Origin of the sequence: Paraburkholderia sp. JHI869, from assembly GCF_038900775.1 — a bacterium.
In the GTDB taxonomy this organism is placed as follows: domain Bacteria; phylum Pseudomonadota; class Gammaproteobacteria; order Burkholderiales; family Burkholderiaceae; genus Paraburkholderia.
Genome location: NZ_JAYMSC010000045.1, coordinates 1 through 18,579, shown reverse-complemented (window position 1 = coordinate 18,579; position 18,579 = coordinate 1). Strand labels below are relative to the sequence as shown.

Below are 18,579 nucleotides of genomic sequence, written 5' to 3'. Positions count from 1 at the left end.
GCGCCAAGGGAGAATGATTAACATGACTAACGAATCAAACTTGCGCTATAGCGAGACCGCCACGCCGGGAGCCTGGCGTCTCGCGAGAATCGCGGCGAGCGTTGCGCTTTTTGCCTGGCTCGCGGCATGCTCAGTCGAGCCGACCTACAAGGTGCCCGACGCCGCCGTGCCCGCCGCCTACAAGGAAGCGCCGCAGCAAACGCAGAGCACGAATCCGCACGACGTGGGCACGTGGACACCGGCGCAACCCGCCGACGATACGCATCGCGGCGAATGGTGGACGGTGTTCGGCGACCCGACGCTCAACAGGCTCGAACAGCAGGCGCTCGAAGCGAACCAGGACCTCAAGGCCGCGGCCGCGCGCGTGCAGCAGGCGCGCGCCGTCACGCAGGCTGCGCGGGCCTCATGGTTCCCGTCGATCGATGCGGGCTTCGGCCCGACCTATGAGCGCGCTTCTCCGGCTTCGCTGTATCTGCCGCAGAACTCGAACGTGCCTGCGCAAACGCTGTGGCGCGCGCAGGCCACGGCGAGCTATGAGGTCGATCTGTTTGGCCGCGTGAGTTCGAACGTCCACGCCGCGCAGGCGGACGCCCAGCAAAGCGAAGCGCTGTTCCTCTCGGTGCAGCTCGCGTTGCAGGCCGATGTCGCGCAGAACTACTTCCAGCTGCGCCAGTTCGACTCCGACGTCGATCTGTACCGGCGCACCGTGGCGCTGCGCGAAGACGCGCTCAAGCTCGTCGAGCGCCGCTTCAAGGAAGGCGACATCAGCGCGCTGGACGTGGCGCAGGCGCGCAACGAACTCGCGAGCGCGCGTGCCGATGCGGTGGGCGTCGCGCGTCAGCGCGCGGCCTCGGAGCACAGCCTCGCGATCCTGCTCGGCAAGGCGCCCGCGGACTTCACGTTCCCCGAAACGCCGCTCGCGCCGGTGCTCGTGCAAGTGCCGCCGGGACTGCCTTCCACGCTGCTGGAGCGCCGCCCCGACGTTGCCGCCGCCGAGCGCGCCATGGCGGCCGCGAACGCACGCGTGGGTCTCGCGAAGTCGGCGTTCTTCCCCCAGCTCAACATCACGGGTGCAGCCGGCTTCGAGTCGGCCACGCTCGGCGACCTCTTCATGTGGTCGAGCCGCGCGTTCCTGCTCGGGCCGCTCGCGGGTACGGCGCTCACGCTGCCGCTGTTCGACGGCGGCCGGCGCAAGGCGAATCTCGCACAGGCGCGCGGGAAGTATGAAGAGGATGTTGCGCAATACCGGCAACAGGTGCTCGTGGCGTTCCGCGACGTCGAGGACAATCTCTCCGACCTGCGCCTGCTCGACGACCAGATTCGCGAGCAGAACGACGCGGTGAGCGCTTCGCAACAGTCGGCGCACCTTTCGCGCACGCAGTATGAGGAAGGCGAAGTGAGCTATCTGAACGTGATCGACAGCGAACGCACGGTGCTCGTGTCGCAATTGCAGGCCAGCCATCTGCAGGGCTCGCAGGCGGTGGCGACCGTGAACCTGATCCGCGCACTGGGCGGCGGGTGGGGCGATGCGAAGCCCGGCGACGCCGCGCCGCCGCCGGCGCCGCTTGCGGCGCGTTGAACCACGGCTAACACCTGGCGTAAAAAATTCGCCGCCTGCGCATATATCGCAGGCGGCGATTTCCTTTGCGCAATCGCTTCGTAGACCCGGCCCCGCCGCACCCCTAACATGACGCGCGCAGCCCCCGTGCTGCGCGCTTTGCTTTTAGGGCATCACAATCGGGAAATACGGAAATGAACGATGCATTGCGGCCCCTTGGGCGCGAACAGAAGGAGGCGCGTTTCGCCGCGCTGCTCGAAGCGTTGCGCGCGAGCGCCGCGCAACGCGATCTCGCGGGCGGCCACGCGGCGGCGGAAAAGCAGCGCATTGCCGACGCCGGGCTGCTCACGCTCGCGGTGCCGCGCGAATTCGGCGGGCAGTTCGGCCGCGACGGCGTGCGCTGGAGCGACATCTACGCGACGATCCGCGCGCTGGCGCGCGTCGACAGTGCGCTTGCGCATCTGCTCGGCTTCCAGTGCTTGCAGGTGGCGAGCGTCGAATTGTGGGGCAGCGCCGCGCAGCGCGCGAACTGGCTGCAAGGCACCGTCGAGCATCGGTGGTGGTGGGGCAATGCCGTGAACCCAATCGATACACGGCTCGTCGCGCAGCCGGATAAGACGGGCGGCTGGCGCCTGCACGGCAAGAAAGGATTTTGTTCGGGCACCTACGGTTCGCAGATGATGACCGTGAGCGCGCACGATCCCGCCACGGGCAGCCCGGTGTTCGCTGTCGTGCCCACCACGCGCGCCGGGATCACGGTGCACGACGACTGGGACCCGATAGGCCAGCGCCAGACCGACAGCGGCACCGTATCGTTCGAGAACGTGGAGGTGCGTGCCGCCGAAGTGCTGCATCGCCCCGACACCCCGCGCGCCACGCTGCGCACGCTCGTCTCGCAAGGCGTGCTGACGAATCTCTTCGTGGGTCTTGCCGAAGGCGCGCTTGAGGAAGCGCGCGCGTACGTGCTCGCGAACGGCCGGCCGTGGGTCAATTCAGGCGTGCAGCACGTGGCCGACGACCCGTTCCTGCAGCAGCGCTTCGGCGAGATGCGCGTACAGTCGCTCGCGGCCGCGGTGCTCGCGGATCGCGCGGGCGCGCTGCTCGACGCCGCGTGGGACGAAGGCGAGGCGCTGAGCACGGCCACGCGCGCCGAAGTCTCGCTCGCGATTTCGGAGGCGAAGATCGTCGCGCATCGCGCCGCGCTCCAGGGCGGCGAGCAGCTTTTCGAGGCGTGCGGCGCGCGCGCGACGAGTGCGGCGCTTGCGCTCGACCGCTTCTGGCGCAATGCGCGCGTGCATACGCTGCACGATCCGCTCGACTACCGTCTGCGCGACGTGGGCCGCTTCACGCTCTTGAGAGAGTTGCCGCAGCCAACGCTGTACACTTGAGGGCCCGATCGCGGCACGTGCCGCGACGCGTCAACCCTTGAGGATCGAACCGTTGGAGTTCCGACTACCGACCACGGCCACGGCGCCTTTTTGCCCGTCCGAAGTGCAGGGCAGCATCGAGTTTTCGCCGCGCGCGCCGTTCTGGAAGAAGTTCTGGCAATTCGCGGGGCCTGGCCTGCTGGTGTCGATCGGCTACATGGACCCGGGCAACTGGGCCACCGACATCGAGGCGGGCTCGCGCTACGGTTACAGCCTCCTGTTCGTGGTCGTGCTATCGAGCCTTGCGGCCATCGCGCTGCAATGCCTCTCCATGCGTCTTGGCATCGTCACGCAGCGTGATCTTGCGGAGCTTTCACGCGAGCGCTACTCAAGGCCGGTGGCGCTCGGCCAGTGGGTGCTCGCCGAACTTTCGATCATCGCGTGCGATCTGGCGGAGGTGCTGGGCGGCGCACTCGCTTTCCATCTGCTGCTGGGCGTCTCGCTGATGGTGGGCGTGGTGCTCACCGCGTTCGACACGCTCATCGTGCTCGGCCTGAAGGGCAAGAACTTCCGCTCGCTCGAGGCGATCATGGCCGGGCTCATCGCCACGATAGGTCTCGGCTATGTCATCCAGCTCGCGCTCGTGAAGCCGCACTGGGCCTCTGTGTTCGCGGGCGCGGTGCCGTCGTGGCACGCCATTTCGTCGGTGGAACCGCTGTATCTGGCGATCGGCATTCTCGGCGCGACCGTCATGCCGCACAACCTCTACCTGCATTCGTCGATCGTGCAGACGCGCGCCGTCAAGCGCGACCCTGCAAGCGTCAAGCAGGCCATCGGCCTTTCGCGCCTCGACACGATCGTCTCGCTCCTGATCGCGCTCCTGATCAACGCGGCCATCCTGATTCTGGCCGCGGCGGCTTTCCACGCCAACGGCCACACCCAGGTCACCGACATCGAACAGGCCTACAAACTGCTCGCGCCGATCGTCGGCACGGGCGCGGCGGCGGTGCTGTTCGCGATCACGCTGCTCGCATCGGGGCAAAGCTCGACGTTCACGGGCACCGTGGCGGGCCAGGTCATCATGGAAGGCTTCCTGCAGATGAAGATTCCGTGCTACCAGCGACGGCTGATCACGCGTGTGCTCGCGCTGATTCCGGCGTTCGCGGGCGTGGCGCTGCTCGGCAACGGCGCGGTGGGCAAGCTGCTGGTGGCGAGCCAGGTGGTCTTGAGCCTGCAGCTGCCGTTCGCGCTCTGGCCGCTCATTCGCATGACGAACGACCGTGCGCTGATGGGCGAGTTCGTGAACCGGCTCCCCACGCGGCTGCTGGCGTGGTTCCTGTTCGTCGTGATCTCGGCGGCGAACCTGTGGCTCGTCTGGCAGACGTTCAGCGGAAACTAGAAGGGGGAAGTGTGTAACAGGCGCGCGCCACGATGGCGGCTGAAGGGTGAAAAAGTAGAAAGCGCTTCGCCGTCCGGTGCGCTCAGGCACCGGACGGTTTCGCGTCTTGGTCTCTCGTCCGGTTGCTCCGGATCTGCTCTCCTACGCTTACGCAGCCTCGGCAATGCCATCCGACGTTACAACTGCCGGAAGGTCGCTCTCGGTCTGCTCGGCGCCCCGTCGCGCTGCAGCCGCCTTTTTCGTCTTGCCGGCTCGCGATGGAGGCTGGCATGCGCCGCACACGACGTTGTGCTGAAGGTCGTGGCGATGCGCGACGAATTTACCGCTGCAACGGCAGCAAGGCGTCAACTGCAGAATATCGGCATCGAAAAATCGCACCAGGGTCCACGCACGCGTGAGGTCGAGCGCCGGCTCGGCCCCGCTGTGGCGGCAGTGTTCCAGATACAGCCGGAACCCCTTGGTGAGCGCGTCGAGATGCGAGCAACGCGCTTCGTTCTTGAGGAACAGGTACGTGTTATAGAAAAGCGAGGCGTGGATGTTGGCCAGCCACGTCATGTACCAGTCCGCCGAGAACGGCAGCATACCTTTGGGCGGCGATACGCCACGGATCTCGCGATACAGGCGGATCATGCGGTCGCGCGAGAGCGTGAGTTCGCTTTCGAGCACCTGCATGCGCGCGCCCAGCTCGATCAGTGCGATCGCGCGGAATACTTCCTGAGCGTCTTCGGTGAGGCTGCGCCGCGTAGTCATGGACGTCACCCTCAGGCGAATTGACCGGCTGGCTGTCCTGCAAGCAGGATGGCCGCATGGGTCGCCGCCACGTCGGCATGCCTGGAAGTCTGCGTAAGCGCGGACAACATCGCATGATCGTCGAAGCGGAAAAAACAGAGAAGTTGGTCGGAAGAGGCCAACCTGACGATCTGCGCGAGCGACAGAGCGCCAAGCAGATCGGCCAGTTCCGACGACAGTCCCAGTCGGAACATGCCGACCGGCTTGTCCTCGCGCAGCATGCGCTGAGCGAGCATCAGATACGACAAATTAATTTCGCGGATAGATTCCAGCGTCTCGCTGCTACGGTCCATTTCTCTAGTTTCCGAAGCCCCGAATTTAACCCCCCGGCTTTTTCGCCGTTGTATCTTTTCTGGTCTTGTGGTCGATCTTCGCTCGTTGGCTCGATCTGACTCTTTGATACAGGTTGTTACATCTCGTAACAACCTTGGACTGAATTGTATGAGGGCTTATCTCAGAAAGCAATCCCTCGGATCAAAAATAATCGTACTGTTGTAAATTATTTTCGGTAAGTTTTGCTGCAATTTGAATCTAGTCCGCCGCCGCACTCATCTGGTTAGGATGTTGAGCCGTATGGCCTTGGTTTATCAGGGTTTCCGCCAGTTCGTCGATGCATGCGCAACGAATCGGCGAGCGACGAAAAGCGTCGCCCGGTGGAATAAACGTTTAGAAATAAGTTGGGTTGACAGGTAAAAAATACGGGTCTGCGGATTAATACCTATGACTATTAAGATGTAACAGGTGTTTCGACCCCGACGATCTGTAACAGGGCAATGTGTAACTGAGATGTTACGAGTGGAGACGGCAGGAGACGCTGTTGGTTTCTGGAATATATGCAGGCTGGATATTGCGCGGAGATCGCGCCTGTGAAACGTTTGCGAGGCGGTCGTAGTGGCGCAATCCGGGCCGCCCCGGATTTTTGCGCAAAATCAGGTTGGATTCAGACTACATTCAAGTCAGCAGGGGCACCGCTTCGATGAGGGCGACGCCCAGTAACAGACCCACCAGCGCGCCGACGATACGCGGATGCCACTTGTCGAGATGAATGGCGCTGACGAGGGTGCCCACGAGGATTGACCCAAGCAGGGCGAAGGCGACGAGCAAATAGGCGATTTCAAAGTCGTTGTCGATGACCATTGCGCCTCCTATATAGGGTGCGGCGCGATACGGAGAGCGCCGATGCATTGGTTATATCATGACGTGATATAAATGGCATAATGAAAGCGGCGTTTCGGGTACCGCGCGTTCGCCCGCCCGGCGCCGGCAAACATCGGGGGAGGGAACATGGCCTCGTTCAACAGGATTCTGCTGTGTTACGACGCAACGCGCGAAGGCCGCCGGGCTTTGCGCGAGGGCGCCGACCTTGCGCGCGAATGCCACGCGCAAGCGCATTTGCTGGCCGTGCTCGACCAGACGCCGTTGCAATGGGGAACGGACATCGCGTCCGCTGTGCCGTTCGAAGCCGCGGAGGAGGCGGCGCGCGAGATTCTGCGTGAGGGGGTGGCGTGCCTGCAGGAAAAGGGGCTCTCGGCAACCGGGCACTTCGCAGTGGGCCGCCCGATCGATGTGATCGCGAGCTACTTCGCGGAACTCCTGCCGGACCTCATCGTGGTGGGCCACCACCGGCGCGGGCCGTTCAAGCGCTGGTGGGATGGGCGCGACGACCGCCTGCTGCTCGACCGCGTGTCGTGCAGCGTGCTGGTCGTGACCGCGCCGGATCCGGAGCCGGTGAAAGCGGCGGCCTGAGCCGCCGCGGCGGCTACGACTTCTGGGAGTCAAATGTAACCGGCGCGCTGCTCAGGCTTGGGGTTGGCCAAAAATCGGCGTGCGCTTGACTTCAGAGACGTAAAGCAGGATCAGCGAGACCCATACGATGCCATAGAGCAGCATGAAGCAGCTCGAACGGATCTTGAGCCAGTCGAGCAGGATGCCGAACAGGATCGGCAGGAGAAAGCCGCCCAGCCCGCCCGCCAGCCCGACAATGCCGGTCACGATGCCCATGTTGGTGGGGAAGTCGTCGGCCACGTACTTGAATGTCGAGGCCATGCCGAACGCGAACACCGCGCCCAGCACAAAGGCCACCGCAACGAAGCCGAACACCGGCATGCTGATGTGCAGCGCCGCCTGGCCGTCGATCGTGTGGATCACGAAATCCGTGGGCGGGTACGAGAGAATGAAGAGGCAGATCCACGCGACCCACAGGCCCCACCACGTGACGGATTGCGCACCGAGTTTGTCGGCGAGTACGCCGCCCACCGCGCGCAGGATCGAGCCCGGCAGCGAAAAGCCCGCGGCGAAGGCCGAGGCCATGACGAGCGACATACCGTATTCGGCCTTCAGGTACTGCGGAATCCATAGCGAAAGCGCCGTGAAGCCGCCGAAGGTGATCGAATAGTACTGACACAGGCGCCACACGCGCGGGTCGGCCAGCACCTTGAAGGAGTCGAGCAGCGAGCCGCTCGACTTGCCGGCGCCGGGGTCGCGCGCCGAACCGAGCCAGAAAATCACGGCGGTCACGATCAGCGCGACGGCGTAGACGCGCGGCACGAAGCGCCAACCATAGAGGTTTTCGAGTTGCGGCGTGACGAACAGGTTGACGGCCGCGCCCACCGTGCCTGCGCCGAAAAAGCCCATGGCGAAGCCGCGCTGGCTCGGCGGGAAAAAGCGCGCCACATACGGCGTGCCCACCGCGAACGAGGCGCCCACGCAACCGAGAAAGAGGCCGATGAGCAGGAATTGCCACAGCTCGCTTGCGTAACTGACGATGTATACGGGCACCGCGCAGATCACGAGCAGCGTGGTCATGACGATGCGCCCGCCGAAGCGATCGGTCCACGCGCCGAGGGGCAAGCGCATGATCGCGCCGGTCAGCACGGGCGTGGCGGTGAGCAGGCCGAACTCGGTGCTGTTGAGCTGGAGTTCCTCGCGCAATTGCACGCCCAGCACGCCGAACATCATCCACACCACGAAACAGACGAGGAACGCGAGCGTGCTGACGATCAGGACGGACCATGCTTTCGCGCCGACTTTCTCGGGCTGTGCTGCGCTCGTCACGGGGCGCGCCGGTTCGCTACGCAGATTCATGTTGCCTCCATCGCGTGGGGGTGCAGATCGACTTCACTGGACGAGTGGGCTCGTCGCGGCTTCCAGCGCCGCGTTTTCGAGCGTCGCCTCAGAAGCCAGGATCGATACGTACTGCTGAATGGCCTTGTGGCGCACACGTTCGCTGAGAAAGCGCGCGATGTCGCCGGAGACTTCCTCATAGGGCACCGCGTTGCCCGGCACGCGCTGGTCCACGCGCACGAGATGAAAGCCGAAGCGCGTGCGCACGAGGCGCGGCAGCACGCCCGTTTCCGCGCTGTCGAACAGCGCCGCTTCGAATTCAGGCACCGTGTCGCCGCGTGTGAGTTGACCGAGGCTGCCGCCCACACCCGCCGAAGGGCAGTTCGAGAACTGCCGCGCCAGCGCCTCGAAGGTGTCGGGCGCCTGCTGCAATTCACGCAGCGTTTCTTCGGCCTTCTGGCGCAGGAGCGCGAGCGGCACGCGGTCGGTAATGGCAAAGAGAATGTGGCTCGCGTACACAAGCTCGTTGCGCACGAAGCGCTTCGCGTGCTGCGTGTAGTAGCGCTCGCAGTCGTCGGGCGTGGGCTCGGGCACGCGCAGCTCGCGTCCGAGCAGCGTGTCCAGCGCGCCGTCGTTCAGTTCGGCGTCGGGCGCCAGCAAGTCCAGCGCCACGGCGCGCTGGCGCAGCAACTCGTGCACGACGAGCGTGCGCCGCGCGGCGAGCGCGGGGTCCGGGTCGGCGGCGTGATTGCCGCGCTCGGCTTCGATTGCGGCGAGCCCGATCTCGACGTCGTTCACGCGGGCGGGCAGGTCTTGCCGCTCTTCATGAGGGACCGCATTCATCATCGATGGCGCTCCTGGTTGCGGTTGGCGATTAGCGCTTGCGCACGAGCTGGTACGGACGGATCAGATAGAAAACCGAAGCGATGCCGCTCCAGATATGCACCATGCGCGTGAAAGGCGAAACGAGGAAGATCGTGAAGCCGAGCGCGATATGCGTTTGATAGACGAGAGGCACGCCGTCGAGCAGCCCGGCGATATTGGGGCGGAACGTCACCACGCCTTTCACGTAGTCGGTGAGCTGTTCGAACATGAGGCCGTCCATGTGGTGCGCCGAAAGCACCACGGTCCCGAGCCCGAGCGCGAGCTGAACCCACAGCATGAACACGATGAGGATGTCCGACGCCTTGCTGTTCACGCGAATGCGCGTGTCACCCAGCCGCCGAAAAATGAGGATCGTGAGGCCGACAATGGCGAAGCTGCCGGCCACGCCGCCCGCCACCATCGCAAGCAACTGGTGGACGGTGGCCGAGATGAACGGCGCGACGAGCCAGTGGGGCGCGAGAAAGCCGACGAAGTGCCCCATCACCACGACCAGAATGCCCCAGTGGAACAGGTTGCTGCCAAGGCGCAGCGCCCCGCGCCGCAGCAGTTGCGACGAGTCGCTCTTCCACGTGTACTGCTCGCGGTCGAAGCGCACGAGCGAGCCGAACAGCAGGACGGCCAGGCAAATGTACGGATAGATGCCGAACAGAAACTGATGGAAGTATTGGCCCATGACGGCTCCTTGCTTGCGGTGTTCGAACGGCGTACTGAGCTAGCGTATTGCGTTGTTTCAGCGCGGCGCGCGGCGCGGGTGGAACTCAACAGGCGCAACCGCCGGGCGCTCCGCGCCCATGAATTGCACGGGCTCGTCGGCCCAGGTTGCGTCGAGGGCTCGCAGATGCTCCTTGTCGTGCGGCTTGCCCGCGTCGTCGTCGTGCGCGGCCTCGGGCAGGTCGGCGCCGCCCGCGCCCGCGAGCGGCAACAGCGCGCCGATCACATACGCGTAGTGGCTGTTGCGCCTGCTCAGCTCCTCCGTGATCGACTGCAGGATGGCGACGGTCTCGCCCAGCAGCGCGCGCGCCTCGTTCGCCTCCAGAATCGACAGATATTCGAGGAACACGGGCAGATAGTCGGGCAACTGGCCGGGCTGCAACAGCATGCCGTGCTTCTCGTAGGTCTGGACGAGATCGATCATCGCCTGGCCGCGATCGCGCGACTCGCCGTGCACGTGCTCGAACAGATGCAGCGACGTCGCGCGGCCACGGTCGAACAACGCGACGTAGTTTTCCTGCAGTGCGAGCAGGTCGCGCGAGCCGAGATAGTCGAGGAAGCGCTCGAGCTTTTCGCGCGCCTCTGAACCGAATGCGCGCTCGCTGCGCACAATCGCGCGAAGTTCATGCACCGCTTCGATGAGCGGCGCATCGGGGTACTCGAGCAGCGACGCAACGAGCCGATACGTCATGGGCTGGGGACGAGCCGCAAACATGGTCAGATCTCCTGAATGGGAATCTGGCGATGCCCGCTTTTCGGTGCGAACAGGCTCGCCTCCGATTTGCCGTCCGAACAGCCGTTGCCAAACGTGAAGCCGCACGACGAACGCAAGTCGAAGGCGTTTTCCGCGTACTCGCGGTGCGTGGTGGGAATCACGAAGCGGTCTTCGTAGTTCGCGATCGCCAGATAGCGATACATCTCCTCGACCTGTGCGAGCGAGAGCCCCACTTGCGAGAGTACTTGTGGCGCATCCACGCGGTCCACATGGCGCGCGCGCATGAACGCGCGCATGGCGAGCAGGCGTTCCAGCGCGACCTGGACCGGTTTTTCGTCGCCGGCGGTGAGGAGGTTCGCGAGGTAACGCAGCGGAATGCGCAGCGAATGCACGTCGGGCAGCCAGCCGTTCATGCTCAGTTCGCCGCTGTTGGCGGCCGCGTTGATGGGCGAAAGCGGCGGCACGTACCAGACCATCGGCAGCGTGCGGTACTCGGGGTGCAGCGGGAAGGCAATGCGCCAGTCGATCGCCATCTTGTAGACGGGCGAGCGCTGCGCGCCGTCGATCCACGCCTGAGGCACGCCGTCGCGCGCGGCCTGCTCGATCACGGCCGGATCGAACGGGTCGAGGAATACGTCGAGTTGCGCCTGGTAGAGATCCTTTTCATCGGCGACGCTCGCGGCTTCCTGAATGCGGTCGGCGTCGTAGAGCAGCACGCCAAGATAGCGAATGCGCCCCACGCAGGTTTCCGAGCAGACGGTGGGCTGTCCCGCTTCGATACGCGGATAGCAGAAGATGCACTTCTCGGCTTTGCCACTCTTCCAGTTGAAATAAATCTTCTTGTACGGGCAGCCCGAAACGCACATGCGCCAGCCGCGGCACTTGTCCTGATCGATCAGCACGATGCCGTCTTCCTCGCGCTTGTAGATCGACCCGGAAGGGCACGCCGCCACGCATGCCGGGTTCAGGCAGTGCTCGCACAGGCGCGGCAGATACATCATGAAGGTGTTCTCGAACTGGCCGTAGATCTCCTTCTGCACGTTCTCGAAGTTGTAGTCCTTCGAGCGCTTCTCGAACTCGCCGCCGAGAATTTCTTCCCAATTCGGGCCCCATTCGATCTTCTCCATGCGCTCGCCGCTCACGAGCGAGCGCGGCCGCGCAACCGGCGTGGCCTTCGTGTTGCCCGCTTCCTGCAAATGCGCATAGTCGAACGTGAAAGGCTCGTAGTAGTCGTCGATTTCCGGCAGATGCGGATTCGCGAAAATCTGCGCGAGCAAGCGCCACTTGCCGCCCAGACGCGGCTCGATCTGGCCATCGGGCTTGCGCACCCAGCCGCCGCGCCAGCGCTCCTGGTTCTCCCAATCCTTCGGGTAGCCGATGCCGGGCTTCGTTTCGACGTTGTTGAACCACGCGTATTCCATGCCCTCGCGGCTCGTCCAGACGTTCTTGCAGGTGACCGAACACGTATGGCAGCCAATGCACTTGTCGAGGTTCAGCACCATCGCGATCTGCGCGCGCACTTTCATGAGCCTTCTCCTTCGCGAACGGCCGCATTCACAGCGGCAGGCAAGGGACCAACGGGCGTTTCCTCTGCGTCGAGCCAGTCGACGTTCTTCATCTTGCGCACGATGAGGAATTCATCGCGGTTAGAGCCGACCGTGCCGTAGTAATTGAAGCCGTAAGCGAGTTGCGCATAGCCGCCGATCATATGCGTGGGCTTGAGCGAAATGCGCGTGACCGAGTTGTGAATGCCGCCTCGCGTGCCCGTTATTTCGGACCCCGGCGTATTCACGATCTTTTCCTGCGCGTGGTACATCATGACCATGCCGCGCGGAATACGCTGGCTCACCACGGCGCGCGCACACAGCGCACCGTTCGCGTTGAAGCACTCGATCCAGTCGTTGTCGACCACGCCGATCTGCGCCGCGTCCTTCTCCGAGATCCACACGATCGGCCCGCCGCGCGAGAGCGTGAGCATCAGCAGGTTATCCGTGTAGGTGCTGTGAATGCCCCATTTCTGGTGCGGCGTGATGAAGTTGAGCGCGAGTTCGGGATTGCCGTTGGAGCGCGAGCCGGCCATCTTCTCGTAGCTGCCCGTGTCGATAGGCGGTTTGTACACGCACAGCGCCTCGCCGAACGCACGCATCCATGCGTGGTCCTGGTAAAGCTGCTGGCGGCCGCTCAGCGTGCGCCACGGGATCAACTCGTGCACGTTCGTGTAACCCGCGTTGTACGACACATGCTCCGACTCGATGCCGCTCCACGTTGGCGACGAAATGATCTTGCGCGGCTGCGCCTGGATATCGCGGAAGCGGATCTTTTCGTCGGCGCGCGCGTCGGCGAGATGCGCGTGCTCGATGCCCGTGAACTTCGATAGCGCTTCCCACGCTTTCTTCGCCACCGCGCCGTTCGTTTCGGGCGCGAGCGAGAGGATCGTTTCCGCCGCGTCGAGAGCGGTCTCGATGCGCGGGCGGCCCTTCGCGTCGCCCGCGTCCTCGGACTGGTCGCGGTAGTTCAGCGCGCCGAGCTCGTGGACTTCGTCCTCGGTATTCCAGCTAATGCCCTTGCCGCCGTTGCCGAGCTTGTCCATGAGCGGCCCAAGCGAGGTGAAGCGGTGATACGTCTCGGGATAATTGCGCTCGATCGTGACCACGCCCGGCATGGTCTTGCCCGGAATCGGCTCGCATTCGCCGCGCTTCCAGTCGTCCACGCCGAAGGGCTGGGCCAGTTCGCCCGCTGCGTCGTGCGCGATGGGCGCGAGCACCACGTCGCGTTCCACGCCGAGATGGCCGACGCTCAACTCGGAAAAGCGCTTGGCGATGGCCTTGAAGATTTCCCAGTCGCTGCGCGCCTGCCATGCCGGATCCACGGCGGCGGAAAGCGGGTGAATGAACGGGTGCATGTCGGACGTGTTCATGTCGTCCTTCTCGTACCACGTGGCCGTGGGCAGCACGATGTCCGAGTACATGCAGGTGGTGGACATACGGAAGTCCAGCGTGCAGAGCAGGTCTAGCTTGCCTTGCGGCGCGTCCTCATGCCAGACGACTTCCTCGGGACGCGGCACGCCGTCCTTCACCACTTCCTCGCCCTGCACACCGTTCGTTGTGCCAAGCAGATGTTTGAGGAAGTACTCGTGCCCCTTGCCCGACGAGCCAAGCAGATTCGAGCGCCACACGAACAGGTTGCGCGGGAACACGGCGGGATTGTCGGGGTCCTCGCAGGCGAGCTTGAGGCTGCCGTCTTTCAGGCGGCGCACGAATTCGGCGCCTGCTTTCGCAGGGTCTTCGAGCGAGCGGCCAAGCTCCAGCGGATTGCTCGTGAGCTGAGGCGCCGATGGCAGCCAGCCCATGCGCTCGGCGCGCACGTTGTAGTCGATCGGCGCGCCGTGGTAGTCGGCCTTGTTCGCGAGCGGCGAAAGCAGGTCCGTGGGGTTCATTGGGTCGTAGCGCCACTGGTCGGTGTGCGCGTAGAAGAACGACGTGGCGTTCATGTGGCGCGGCGGCCGGTTCCAGTCCAGCGCGAATGCGAGCGCGGTCCAGCCCGTTTGCGGGCGCAGCTTTTCCTGGCCCACGTAATGCGACCAGCCGCCGCCGGACTTGCCGACGCAGCCGCACATCACGAGCATGTTGATGATGGCGCGGTACGCCATGTCCATGTGGAACCAGTGATTGATGCCCGCGCCGATGATGACCATCGAGCGGCCTTCGGTCTTGTCGGCGTTTTCGGCGAACTGGCGCGCGACGTTGATGACGTCCGCGCGCTTCACACCCGTAATCGCTTCCTGCCATGCGGGCGTGTAAGGCACGTCGTCGTCGTAGCTGTGCGCGAGGTCCTTGCCGCCCAGGCCCTGGTCGAGCCCGTAGTTCGCCACGAAGAGATCGTAGACGGTGGCCACGAGCCGCTCGCCGACGGGCGTCGCCACGCGCCGAACGCCAATGCGGCGGCTCAGCACCGGCCCGTGCGAGGTGTGCGGGAAGTGCGGATGCGCGACGTTGCCGAAGTAGGGGAACAGCACGTCGACCACATCGTCGTGCTTTTCGACTAGCGAGAGCGCGGGCTTGAGCGGCGTGCCATTGACGCCTTCCTCGCGCAGGTTCCACTTGCCGCGATCGGCGCCTTCCTGCTGGCCCCAGCGAAAGCCCACCGAGCCGAGCGGCACCGCGAATTCGTTGGTCGCGCTGTCGATCACCACGGTCTTCCACTCGGGGTTGTTGTCCTGAGCGAGCGCGCCGTCGAAGTCGGAGGCGCGCAGATAGCGGTCGGGCACGTACTGGCCGTCGCGCTCGACGAGCGTGACGAGGCAGGACATGTCGGTGAAGCGGCTGCAATAGTCGGCGAAATAGGCGCTCTTGCCGGCCACGTGATACTCCTTGAGGATCACGTGGCCCATGGCGAGCGCGAGCGCCGCGTCGGTGCCTTGCTTGGGATGCAGCCAGATGTCGCCGAACTTCGCGCCTTCGGCGTAGTCGGGGAAGATCGAGACGATCTTGGCGCCGCGATAACGCGCTTCCACCATGAAGTGCGCGTCGGGCGTGCGCGTTTGCGGCACGTTCGACCCCCACATCACGATAAACGACGAGTTGTACCAGTCGGCGGATTCGGGCACGTCGGTCTGCTCGCCCCACGTTTGCGGCGAGGCGGGCGGCAAGTCGCAGTACCAGTCGTAGAACGAGAGGCACACACCGCCGATGAGCGAGAGATAGCGCGAGCCGGCCGCGTACGACACCATCGACATGGCGGGAATGGGCGAGAAGCCGATCACGCGGTCGGGGCCGTGGCGCTTGATGGTGTGCACGTTCGCGGCGGCCGCGATTTCTAGCACCTCGCTCCAGTCCGCGCGCACGAAGCCGCCAAGGCCGCGCCGCGTTTGATAACTTTTGCGCGCGGCATCGTCGTCGACAATGGCGGCCCATGCGGCAACGGGGTCGAGCGTGCGCCGCTTTTCGCGCCACAGCTTCACGAGCGCGCTGCGCACGAGCGGGTACTTGAGGCGATTGGCGCTGTAGAGATACCACGAATACGACGCGCCGCGCGAACAGCCGCGCGGTTCGTGGTTGGGCATGTCAGGGCGCGTGCGCGGGTAGTCGGTTTGCTGCGTTTCCCACGCGACAATGCCGCCCTTCACATAGATCTTCCACGAACATGAGCCCGTGCAATTCACGCCGTGCGTGGAGCGCACGATCTTGTCGTGCTGCCAGCGTGTCCGGTATGCCTCCTCCCATTTTCGGTCTTCGTCTGTGACGGCGCCGTGACCGTCCGCGAATTGTGTTCGTGTCGCAGTGAAGTAACGCAGACGATCCAGAAAATGGCTCATGGCATCTCCAGCTTGTGTGTGCGTCAGGGACACACGTATTTAAGAGTAGGAGCAAGAAGATGTAAAGAGGAGGAATGTAATCTCTTTCGACGTATTTGCATGGATATATCGATTTTTCGCAATATTTGTCGAAGAGGTGGCGAAACGTCAGCTATGCAAAACGCACGTTATCGTGTGGATATGTTTGAAAACAATCCGTGTTGCAAGGCTTTCTTTCGCGCATGAAATCCCCATGATTTCATGGATGTATCGGTCGATTGATTGGAGTGCTTCTTTTAAGCGATTGCATCGCCGCGTTAGAAATCGCTCGTAAATCAAGCGAAAAAATGCGCGTGGTTTTTTGTAATTGTCCGGGATTTACGCAGGCGCAGTACTTTGCTGCGTGCTGAATAGCGATATCGTTGCGTGCGCATGAATCTGGAATGATTATTCCCGCTCGTTTCACCACCGCGACATATTTTCCGGCGCGCTTGCCTTGCGCACTTTAAGGTGCGTGGTCGCGCAATGCCTGAGCGGTTTGAGGATCGGCGGGAAAGAACGCTTCGATTGCCAGCTCGGAAAGCGTGATGTCGACCGGCGTGCCGAATACGGTGGTCGTGCTGTAGAACGCCAGTTCGCCAAGCACCGTGCGTACACGCAGCGGCACGGCAATGTGATGTGCGATCGGCTCGGCGCTCGCGTTCGCGACACCCGGTGGCGTGGGATACGCCGCGAGTTCCTCATGCAGCGCGGCGAGCGCGGGGTCGGCGCTCGCATCGATCTGACGTTGCAGGCGCGTGAGCAGATGCGTGCGCCACGCGTGCCAGTTCACGATGCGCGGCGCCATGCCCTCGGGATGCAGTGAAAGCCGCAGCGCGTTGATGGGCGCTGCGAGCAGCGCGGGCGAAGCGTCGCCGATGAGCGGCGCGAGCGCGCCGTTCGTCGCCACGATATTCCAGTGGCGATCGACTGCCACGGCGGGATACGGTTCGTGACCGCGCAGCACGAGATCGACTGCCTCGCGAGCGGCGGCGAGCTGCGGGTCGTCGAGTGCGCGCTCGCGATAGAGCGGCGCGTAGCCCGCGGCCACGAGCAGCGCGTTGCGCTCGCGCAGCGGCACATCGAGTTGCTCGGCCAGATGCATGACCATCTCGCGGCTAGGCAGCGCGCGGCCCGACTCGACGAAGCTCAGATGGCGCGTCGAGATCTCGGCTTCGGTGGCGAGCAGCAACTGGCTCATGCGCCGGCGCATGCGCCAGTCGCGCAGCATCTCTCCGACGCTGCGGCGCGCGGTGCCGGAAGGCGCGGCGGGGAGGAGGGAAGCGAGCGTGTTCATTCCGCCGATTCTAGCGAAACGCGTGCACAAAGCGATTACGTATGAGGTAAAGAAGCCGCCGCCCGCCTGGCAACGGATATATGAAAACCTTGGGTTTATGTCCCTGCTGCATGCGTGGACGACCGTTTACCGCGTGCCGCCCTTTCGCCTAGAATGAAAAGTCTCACGGACTGTGGCGTCGCTCTGAGGAGACTGCCATGAGGGAAACCGTCGCTGCTTATCTGCTCGGACCAGGCGTCATGTTGCTGGTGTGCGTGGCCATGTGGGCCGTGTCGCACCGCAGCAGAGGCACGCTCGAGTCGCGCCTGACCCGATGGCTCGATGCGCATCGGCCGCACGGCATGCATCACAAGCATTGAGCGTGCCAGCGCTACGGCGGTTTGCGCGATTGCCTGGGCGCATTGCGAACGGTTCGCGACAGACGTCGTCAGTCAAATTCCATAGCATTCCGAATCAATTCACGGATTAATTCGTTTCGCTCCGGTGCACGGCATCGCTTGTGCGTGCCGCTTCGTTCGCCACTGTCGCCACACGTCGAGGGAACTGAGCGTGCGCGTCGCGGTCATTCCGATATTGCATACCGGAGCCCTCCATGACCCGTCCCGCCGATTCCTTCATTCTCTTCATCGCTCGCATCGCGCTCGCCATTCTGTTTCTGTGGGGCGGTGCCATGAAGCTGCTGGGGTACGCGGGGTTCGTCGGCTATCTGCATTCGAAGGGCGTGCCTTATGCCTCGTACGGCGCGATCGTCGCGACCGTCATCGAACTGCTTGGTGGCATTGCGCTCGTGCTGGGCGTGCGCACGCGTGCGGTTGCGTTCCTGCTGGCCGTGTACGCTATCGTCACGGCGATACTCGGTCATGACTTCTGGAACATGACGCAGGCCGCTGCGCAACAGGAAGCGGTCATTCATTTCTGGAAAAACGTGGCGATCGCGGGCGGTTTCCTGCTGCTCACCGTGACGGGCGCGGGACGTGCTTCCATTGATGGCATGCGCGAGCCGCGCGGCGGCGGCCTGCGAGGCTGACGCCAACGCGCAGCGCGGCGCGAGTGTCGATTCACAACCACCGGGCAACCGGGTGAAGAGGGAGCAGGCCTTGATACAGAACTTCGACTTCAACGTGGCAGGCAAGACCGAACAGTTCTGCGCGAGTCTTGCGGAAGACGGCACGCGGCGCGTGTTCATCAGCTACGCGGATTCCGCGAAGACGCTGGTGATCCTCGACGCCACCGGGCTCATCGGCACGCTCAAGGCAGAACTCGAGGAGCCCGACCAGCTGATCGCTCACGCCATCCGCAAGGCGCAGAACGATGGCTTGATCGCCCGGGCAATCGACTCCGGCGCGATCCAGGAGGCGTCGCTGTAGTTTTGTGCCGCAGTTTGGTACCGTAATTTGGTACCGCAGTTCGCCATTGCATCAGCGCGATTCCGATTCGTTCATTCGCGCCGGCGCGGCCCGGCG

The 18,579-nt window shown here is 63.9% G+C and carries 17 protein-coding genes; 7 read left to right on the top strand and 10 right to left on the bottom strand.

Annotated elements, in window-relative coordinates:
* Positions 1 to 22: 22 nt before the first annotated feature.
* From VSR72_RS40035 to VSR72_RS40025, 3 genes are all read left to right on the top strand, one after another.
* Positions 23 to 1,579 (top strand): efflux transporter outer membrane subunit, encoded by a 1,557-nt coding sequence (locus VSR72_RS40035; protein ID WP_342957726.1) that lies wholly within the window; start codon positions 23 to 25, stop codon positions 1,577 to 1,579.
* Positions 1,580 to 1,752: 173 nt separating this feature from the next.
* The gene (locus tag VSR72_RS40030; protein WP_342957725.1) at positions 1,753 to 2,946 is read left to right on the top strand and encodes an acyl-CoA dehydrogenase family protein; all 1,194 of its coding nucleotides are present in this window, start codon (positions 1,753 to 1,755) and stop codon (positions 2,944 to 2,946) included.
* A 52-nt stretch (positions 2,947 to 2,998) separates the two neighbouring features.
* Complete coding sequence (locus tag VSR72_RS40025; RefSeq protein WP_342957724.1) at positions 2,999 to 4,324, top strand: Nramp family divalent metal transporter; 1,326 nt, start codon at positions 2,999 to 3,001, stop codon at positions 4,322 to 4,324.
* Positions 4,325 to 4,471: 147 nt separating this feature from the next.
* Here the strand turns inward: VSR72_RS40025 and flhC are convergent, their stop codons facing one another.
* From flhC to VSR72_RS40010, 3 genes are all read right to left on the bottom strand, one after another.
* Positions 4,472 to 5,074 (bottom strand): flagellar transcriptional regulator FlhC, encoded by a 603-nt coding sequence (gene flhC, locus VSR72_RS40020; RefSeq protein ID WP_342957723.1) that lies wholly within the window; start codon positions 5,072 to 5,074, stop codon positions 4,472 to 4,474.
* An 11-nt stretch (positions 5,075 to 5,085) separates the two neighbouring features.
* Positions 5,086 to 5,406: a flagellar transcriptional regulator FlhD gene (gene flhD, locus VSR72_RS40015; RefSeq protein WP_042266670.1), complete on the bottom strand. Its 321-nt coding sequence runs from the start codon at positions 5,404 to 5,406 to the stop codon at positions 5,086 to 5,088.
* A 658-nt stretch (positions 5,407 to 6,064) separates the two neighbouring features.
* A complete protein-coding gene (locus tag VSR72_RS40010; RefSeq protein ID WP_342957722.1) occupies positions 6,065 to 6,250 on the bottom strand; it encodes a hypothetical protein in 186 nt (61 codons plus the stop codon).
* Positions 6,251 to 6,397: 147 nt separating this feature from the next.
* On the opposite strand from VSR72_RS40010, the gene VSR72_RS40005 reads away from it, so the two are divergent.
* Positions 6,398 to 6,859, top strand: coding sequence for a universal stress protein (locus VSR72_RS40005; RefSeq protein ID WP_342957721.1), 462 nt, complete (start codon positions 6,398 to 6,400; stop codon positions 6,857 to 6,859).
* A gap of 51 nt (positions 6,860 to 6,910) precedes the next feature.
* Here VSR72_RS40005 and VSR72_RS40000 read toward each other — a convergent pair whose 3' ends face one another.
* From VSR72_RS40000 to VSR72_RS39970, 7 genes are all read right to left on the bottom strand, one after another.
* Positions 6,911 to 8,197, bottom strand: a complete 1,287-nt coding sequence (locus VSR72_RS40000; protein ID WP_342957720.1) for a nitrate/nitrite transporter — start codon at positions 8,195 to 8,197, stop codon at positions 6,911 to 6,913.
* Between the two features lie 33 nt (positions 8,198 to 8,230).
* Positions 8,231 to 9,019 carry a peptidylprolyl isomerase gene (locus tag VSR72_RS39995; protein ID WP_342957763.1) on the bottom strand — a complete coding sequence of 263 codons (789 nt, stop codon included), beginning with the start codon at positions 9,017 to 9,019 and terminating at the stop codon, positions 8,231 to 8,233.
* A gap of 31 nt (positions 9,020 to 9,050) precedes the next feature.
* Entirely contained in the window at positions 9,051 to 9,734 is a 684-nt protein-coding gene (gene narI, locus VSR72_RS39990; protein ID WP_342957719.1) for a respiratory nitrate reductase subunit gamma, read from the bottom strand.
* Positions 9,735 to 9,791: 57 nt separating this feature from the next.
* Positions 9,792 to 10,487, bottom strand: coding sequence for a nitrate reductase molybdenum cofactor assembly chaperone (gene narJ / locus VSR72_RS39985; protein ID WP_342957718.1), 696 nt, complete (start codon positions 10,485 to 10,487; stop codon positions 9,792 to 9,794).
* A gap of 2 nt (positions 10,488 to 10,489) precedes the next feature.
* Positions 10,490 to 12,013 (bottom strand): nitrate reductase subunit beta, encoded by a 1,524-nt coding sequence (narH, locus tag VSR72_RS39980; protein ID WP_342957717.1) that lies wholly within the window; start codon positions 12,011 to 12,013, stop codon positions 10,490 to 10,492.
* Complete coding sequence (locus VSR72_RS39975; RefSeq protein ID WP_342957716.1) at positions 12,010 to 15,801, bottom strand: nitrate reductase subunit alpha; 3,792 nt, start codon at positions 15,799 to 15,801, stop codon at positions 12,010 to 12,012. The genes narH and VSR72_RS39975 overlap by 4 nt, the downstream gene beginning before the upstream one ends.
* A gap of 484 nt (positions 15,802 to 16,285) precedes the next feature.
* Complete coding sequence (locus tag VSR72_RS39970) at positions 16,286 to 17,116, bottom strand: helix-turn-helix transcriptional regulator (protein ID WP_342957715.1); 831 nt, start codon at positions 17,114 to 17,116, stop codon at positions 16,286 to 16,288.
* Between the two features lie 197 nt (positions 17,117 to 17,313).
* Between VSR72_RS39970 and VSR72_RS39965 the strand changes: the two genes are divergently transcribed.
* From VSR72_RS39965 to VSR72_RS39955, 3 genes are all read left to right on the top strand, one after another.
* Positions 17,314 to 17,475, top strand: a complete 162-nt coding sequence (locus tag VSR72_RS39965; protein ID WP_342957714.1) for a hypothetical protein — start codon at positions 17,314 to 17,316, stop codon at positions 17,473 to 17,475.
* Between the two features lie 233 nt (positions 17,476 to 17,708).
* On the top strand, positions 17,709 to 18,143 hold the full coding sequence (locus VSR72_RS39960; RefSeq protein WP_342957713.1) for a DoxX family protein: 435 nt from the start codon (positions 17,709 to 17,711) through the stop codon (positions 18,141 to 18,143).
* 70 nt (positions 18,144 to 18,213) lie between these two features.
* Positions 18,214 to 18,483, top strand: a complete 270-nt coding sequence (locus tag VSR72_RS39955; RefSeq protein ID WP_342957712.1) for a hypothetical protein — start codon at positions 18,214 to 18,216, stop codon at positions 18,481 to 18,483.
* Positions 18,484 to 18,579: the final 96 nt, after the last annotated feature.

Bases quoted from the DNA above. Each gene is read 5' to 3' on its own strand.
- narH (WP_342957717.1), bottom strand. From the start codon at position 12,013: ATGAAAGTGCGCGCGCAGATCGCGATGGTGCTGAACCTCGACAAGTGC.
- narI (WP_342957719.1), bottom strand. From the start codon at position 9,734: ATGGGCCAATACTTCCATCAGTTTCTGTTCGGCATCTATCCGTACATT.
- VSR72_RS40035 (WP_342957726.1), top strand. From the start codon at position 23: ATGACTAACGAATCAAACTTGCGCTATAGCGAGACCGCCACGCCGGGA.
- VSR72_RS40005 (WP_342957721.1), top strand. From the start codon at position 6,398: ATGGCCTCGTTCAACAGGATTCTGCTGTGTTACGACGCAACGCGCGAA.
- VSR72_RS39960 (WP_342957713.1), top strand. From the start codon at position 17,709: ATGACCCGTCCCGCCGATTCCTTCATTCTCTTCATCGCTCGCATCGCG.
- VSR72_RS40010 (WP_342957722.1), bottom strand. From the start codon at position 6,250: ATGGTCATCGACAACGACTTTGAAATCGCCTATTTGCTCGTCGCCTTC.
- VSR72_RS39975 (WP_342957716.1), bottom strand. From the start codon at position 15,801: ATGAGCCATTTTCTGGATCGTCTGCGTTACTTCACTGCGACACGAACA.
- narJ (WP_342957718.1), bottom strand. From the start codon at position 10,487: ATGTTTGCGGCTCGTCCCCAGCCCATGACGTATCGGCTCGTTGCGTCG.
- VSR72_RS40030 (WP_342957725.1), top strand. From the start codon at position 1,753: ATGAACGATGCATTGCGGCCCCTTGGGCGCGAACAGAAGGAGGCGCGT.
- VSR72_RS39970 (WP_342957715.1), bottom strand. From the start codon at position 17,116: ATGAACACGCTCGCTTCCCTCCTCCCCGCCGCGCCTTCCGGCACCGCG.
- flhD (WP_042266670.1), bottom strand. From the start codon at position 5,406: ATGGACCGTAGCAGCGAGACGCTGGAATCTATCCGCGAAATTAATTTG.
- VSR72_RS39965 (WP_342957714.1), top strand. From the start codon at position 17,314: ATGAGGGAAACCGTCGCTGCTTATCTGCTCGGACCAGGCGTCATGTTG.
- VSR72_RS39995 (WP_342957763.1), bottom strand. From the start codon at position 9,019: ATGAATGCGGTCCCTCATGAAGAGCGGCAAGACCTGCCCGCCCGCGTG.
- VSR72_RS40000 (WP_342957720.1), bottom strand. From the start codon at position 8,197: ATGAATCTGCGTAGCGAACCGGCGCGCCCCGTGACGAGCGCAGCACAG.
- flhC (WP_342957723.1), bottom strand. From the start codon at position 5,074: ATGACTACGCGGCGCAGCCTCACCGAAGACGCTCAGGAAGTATTCCGC.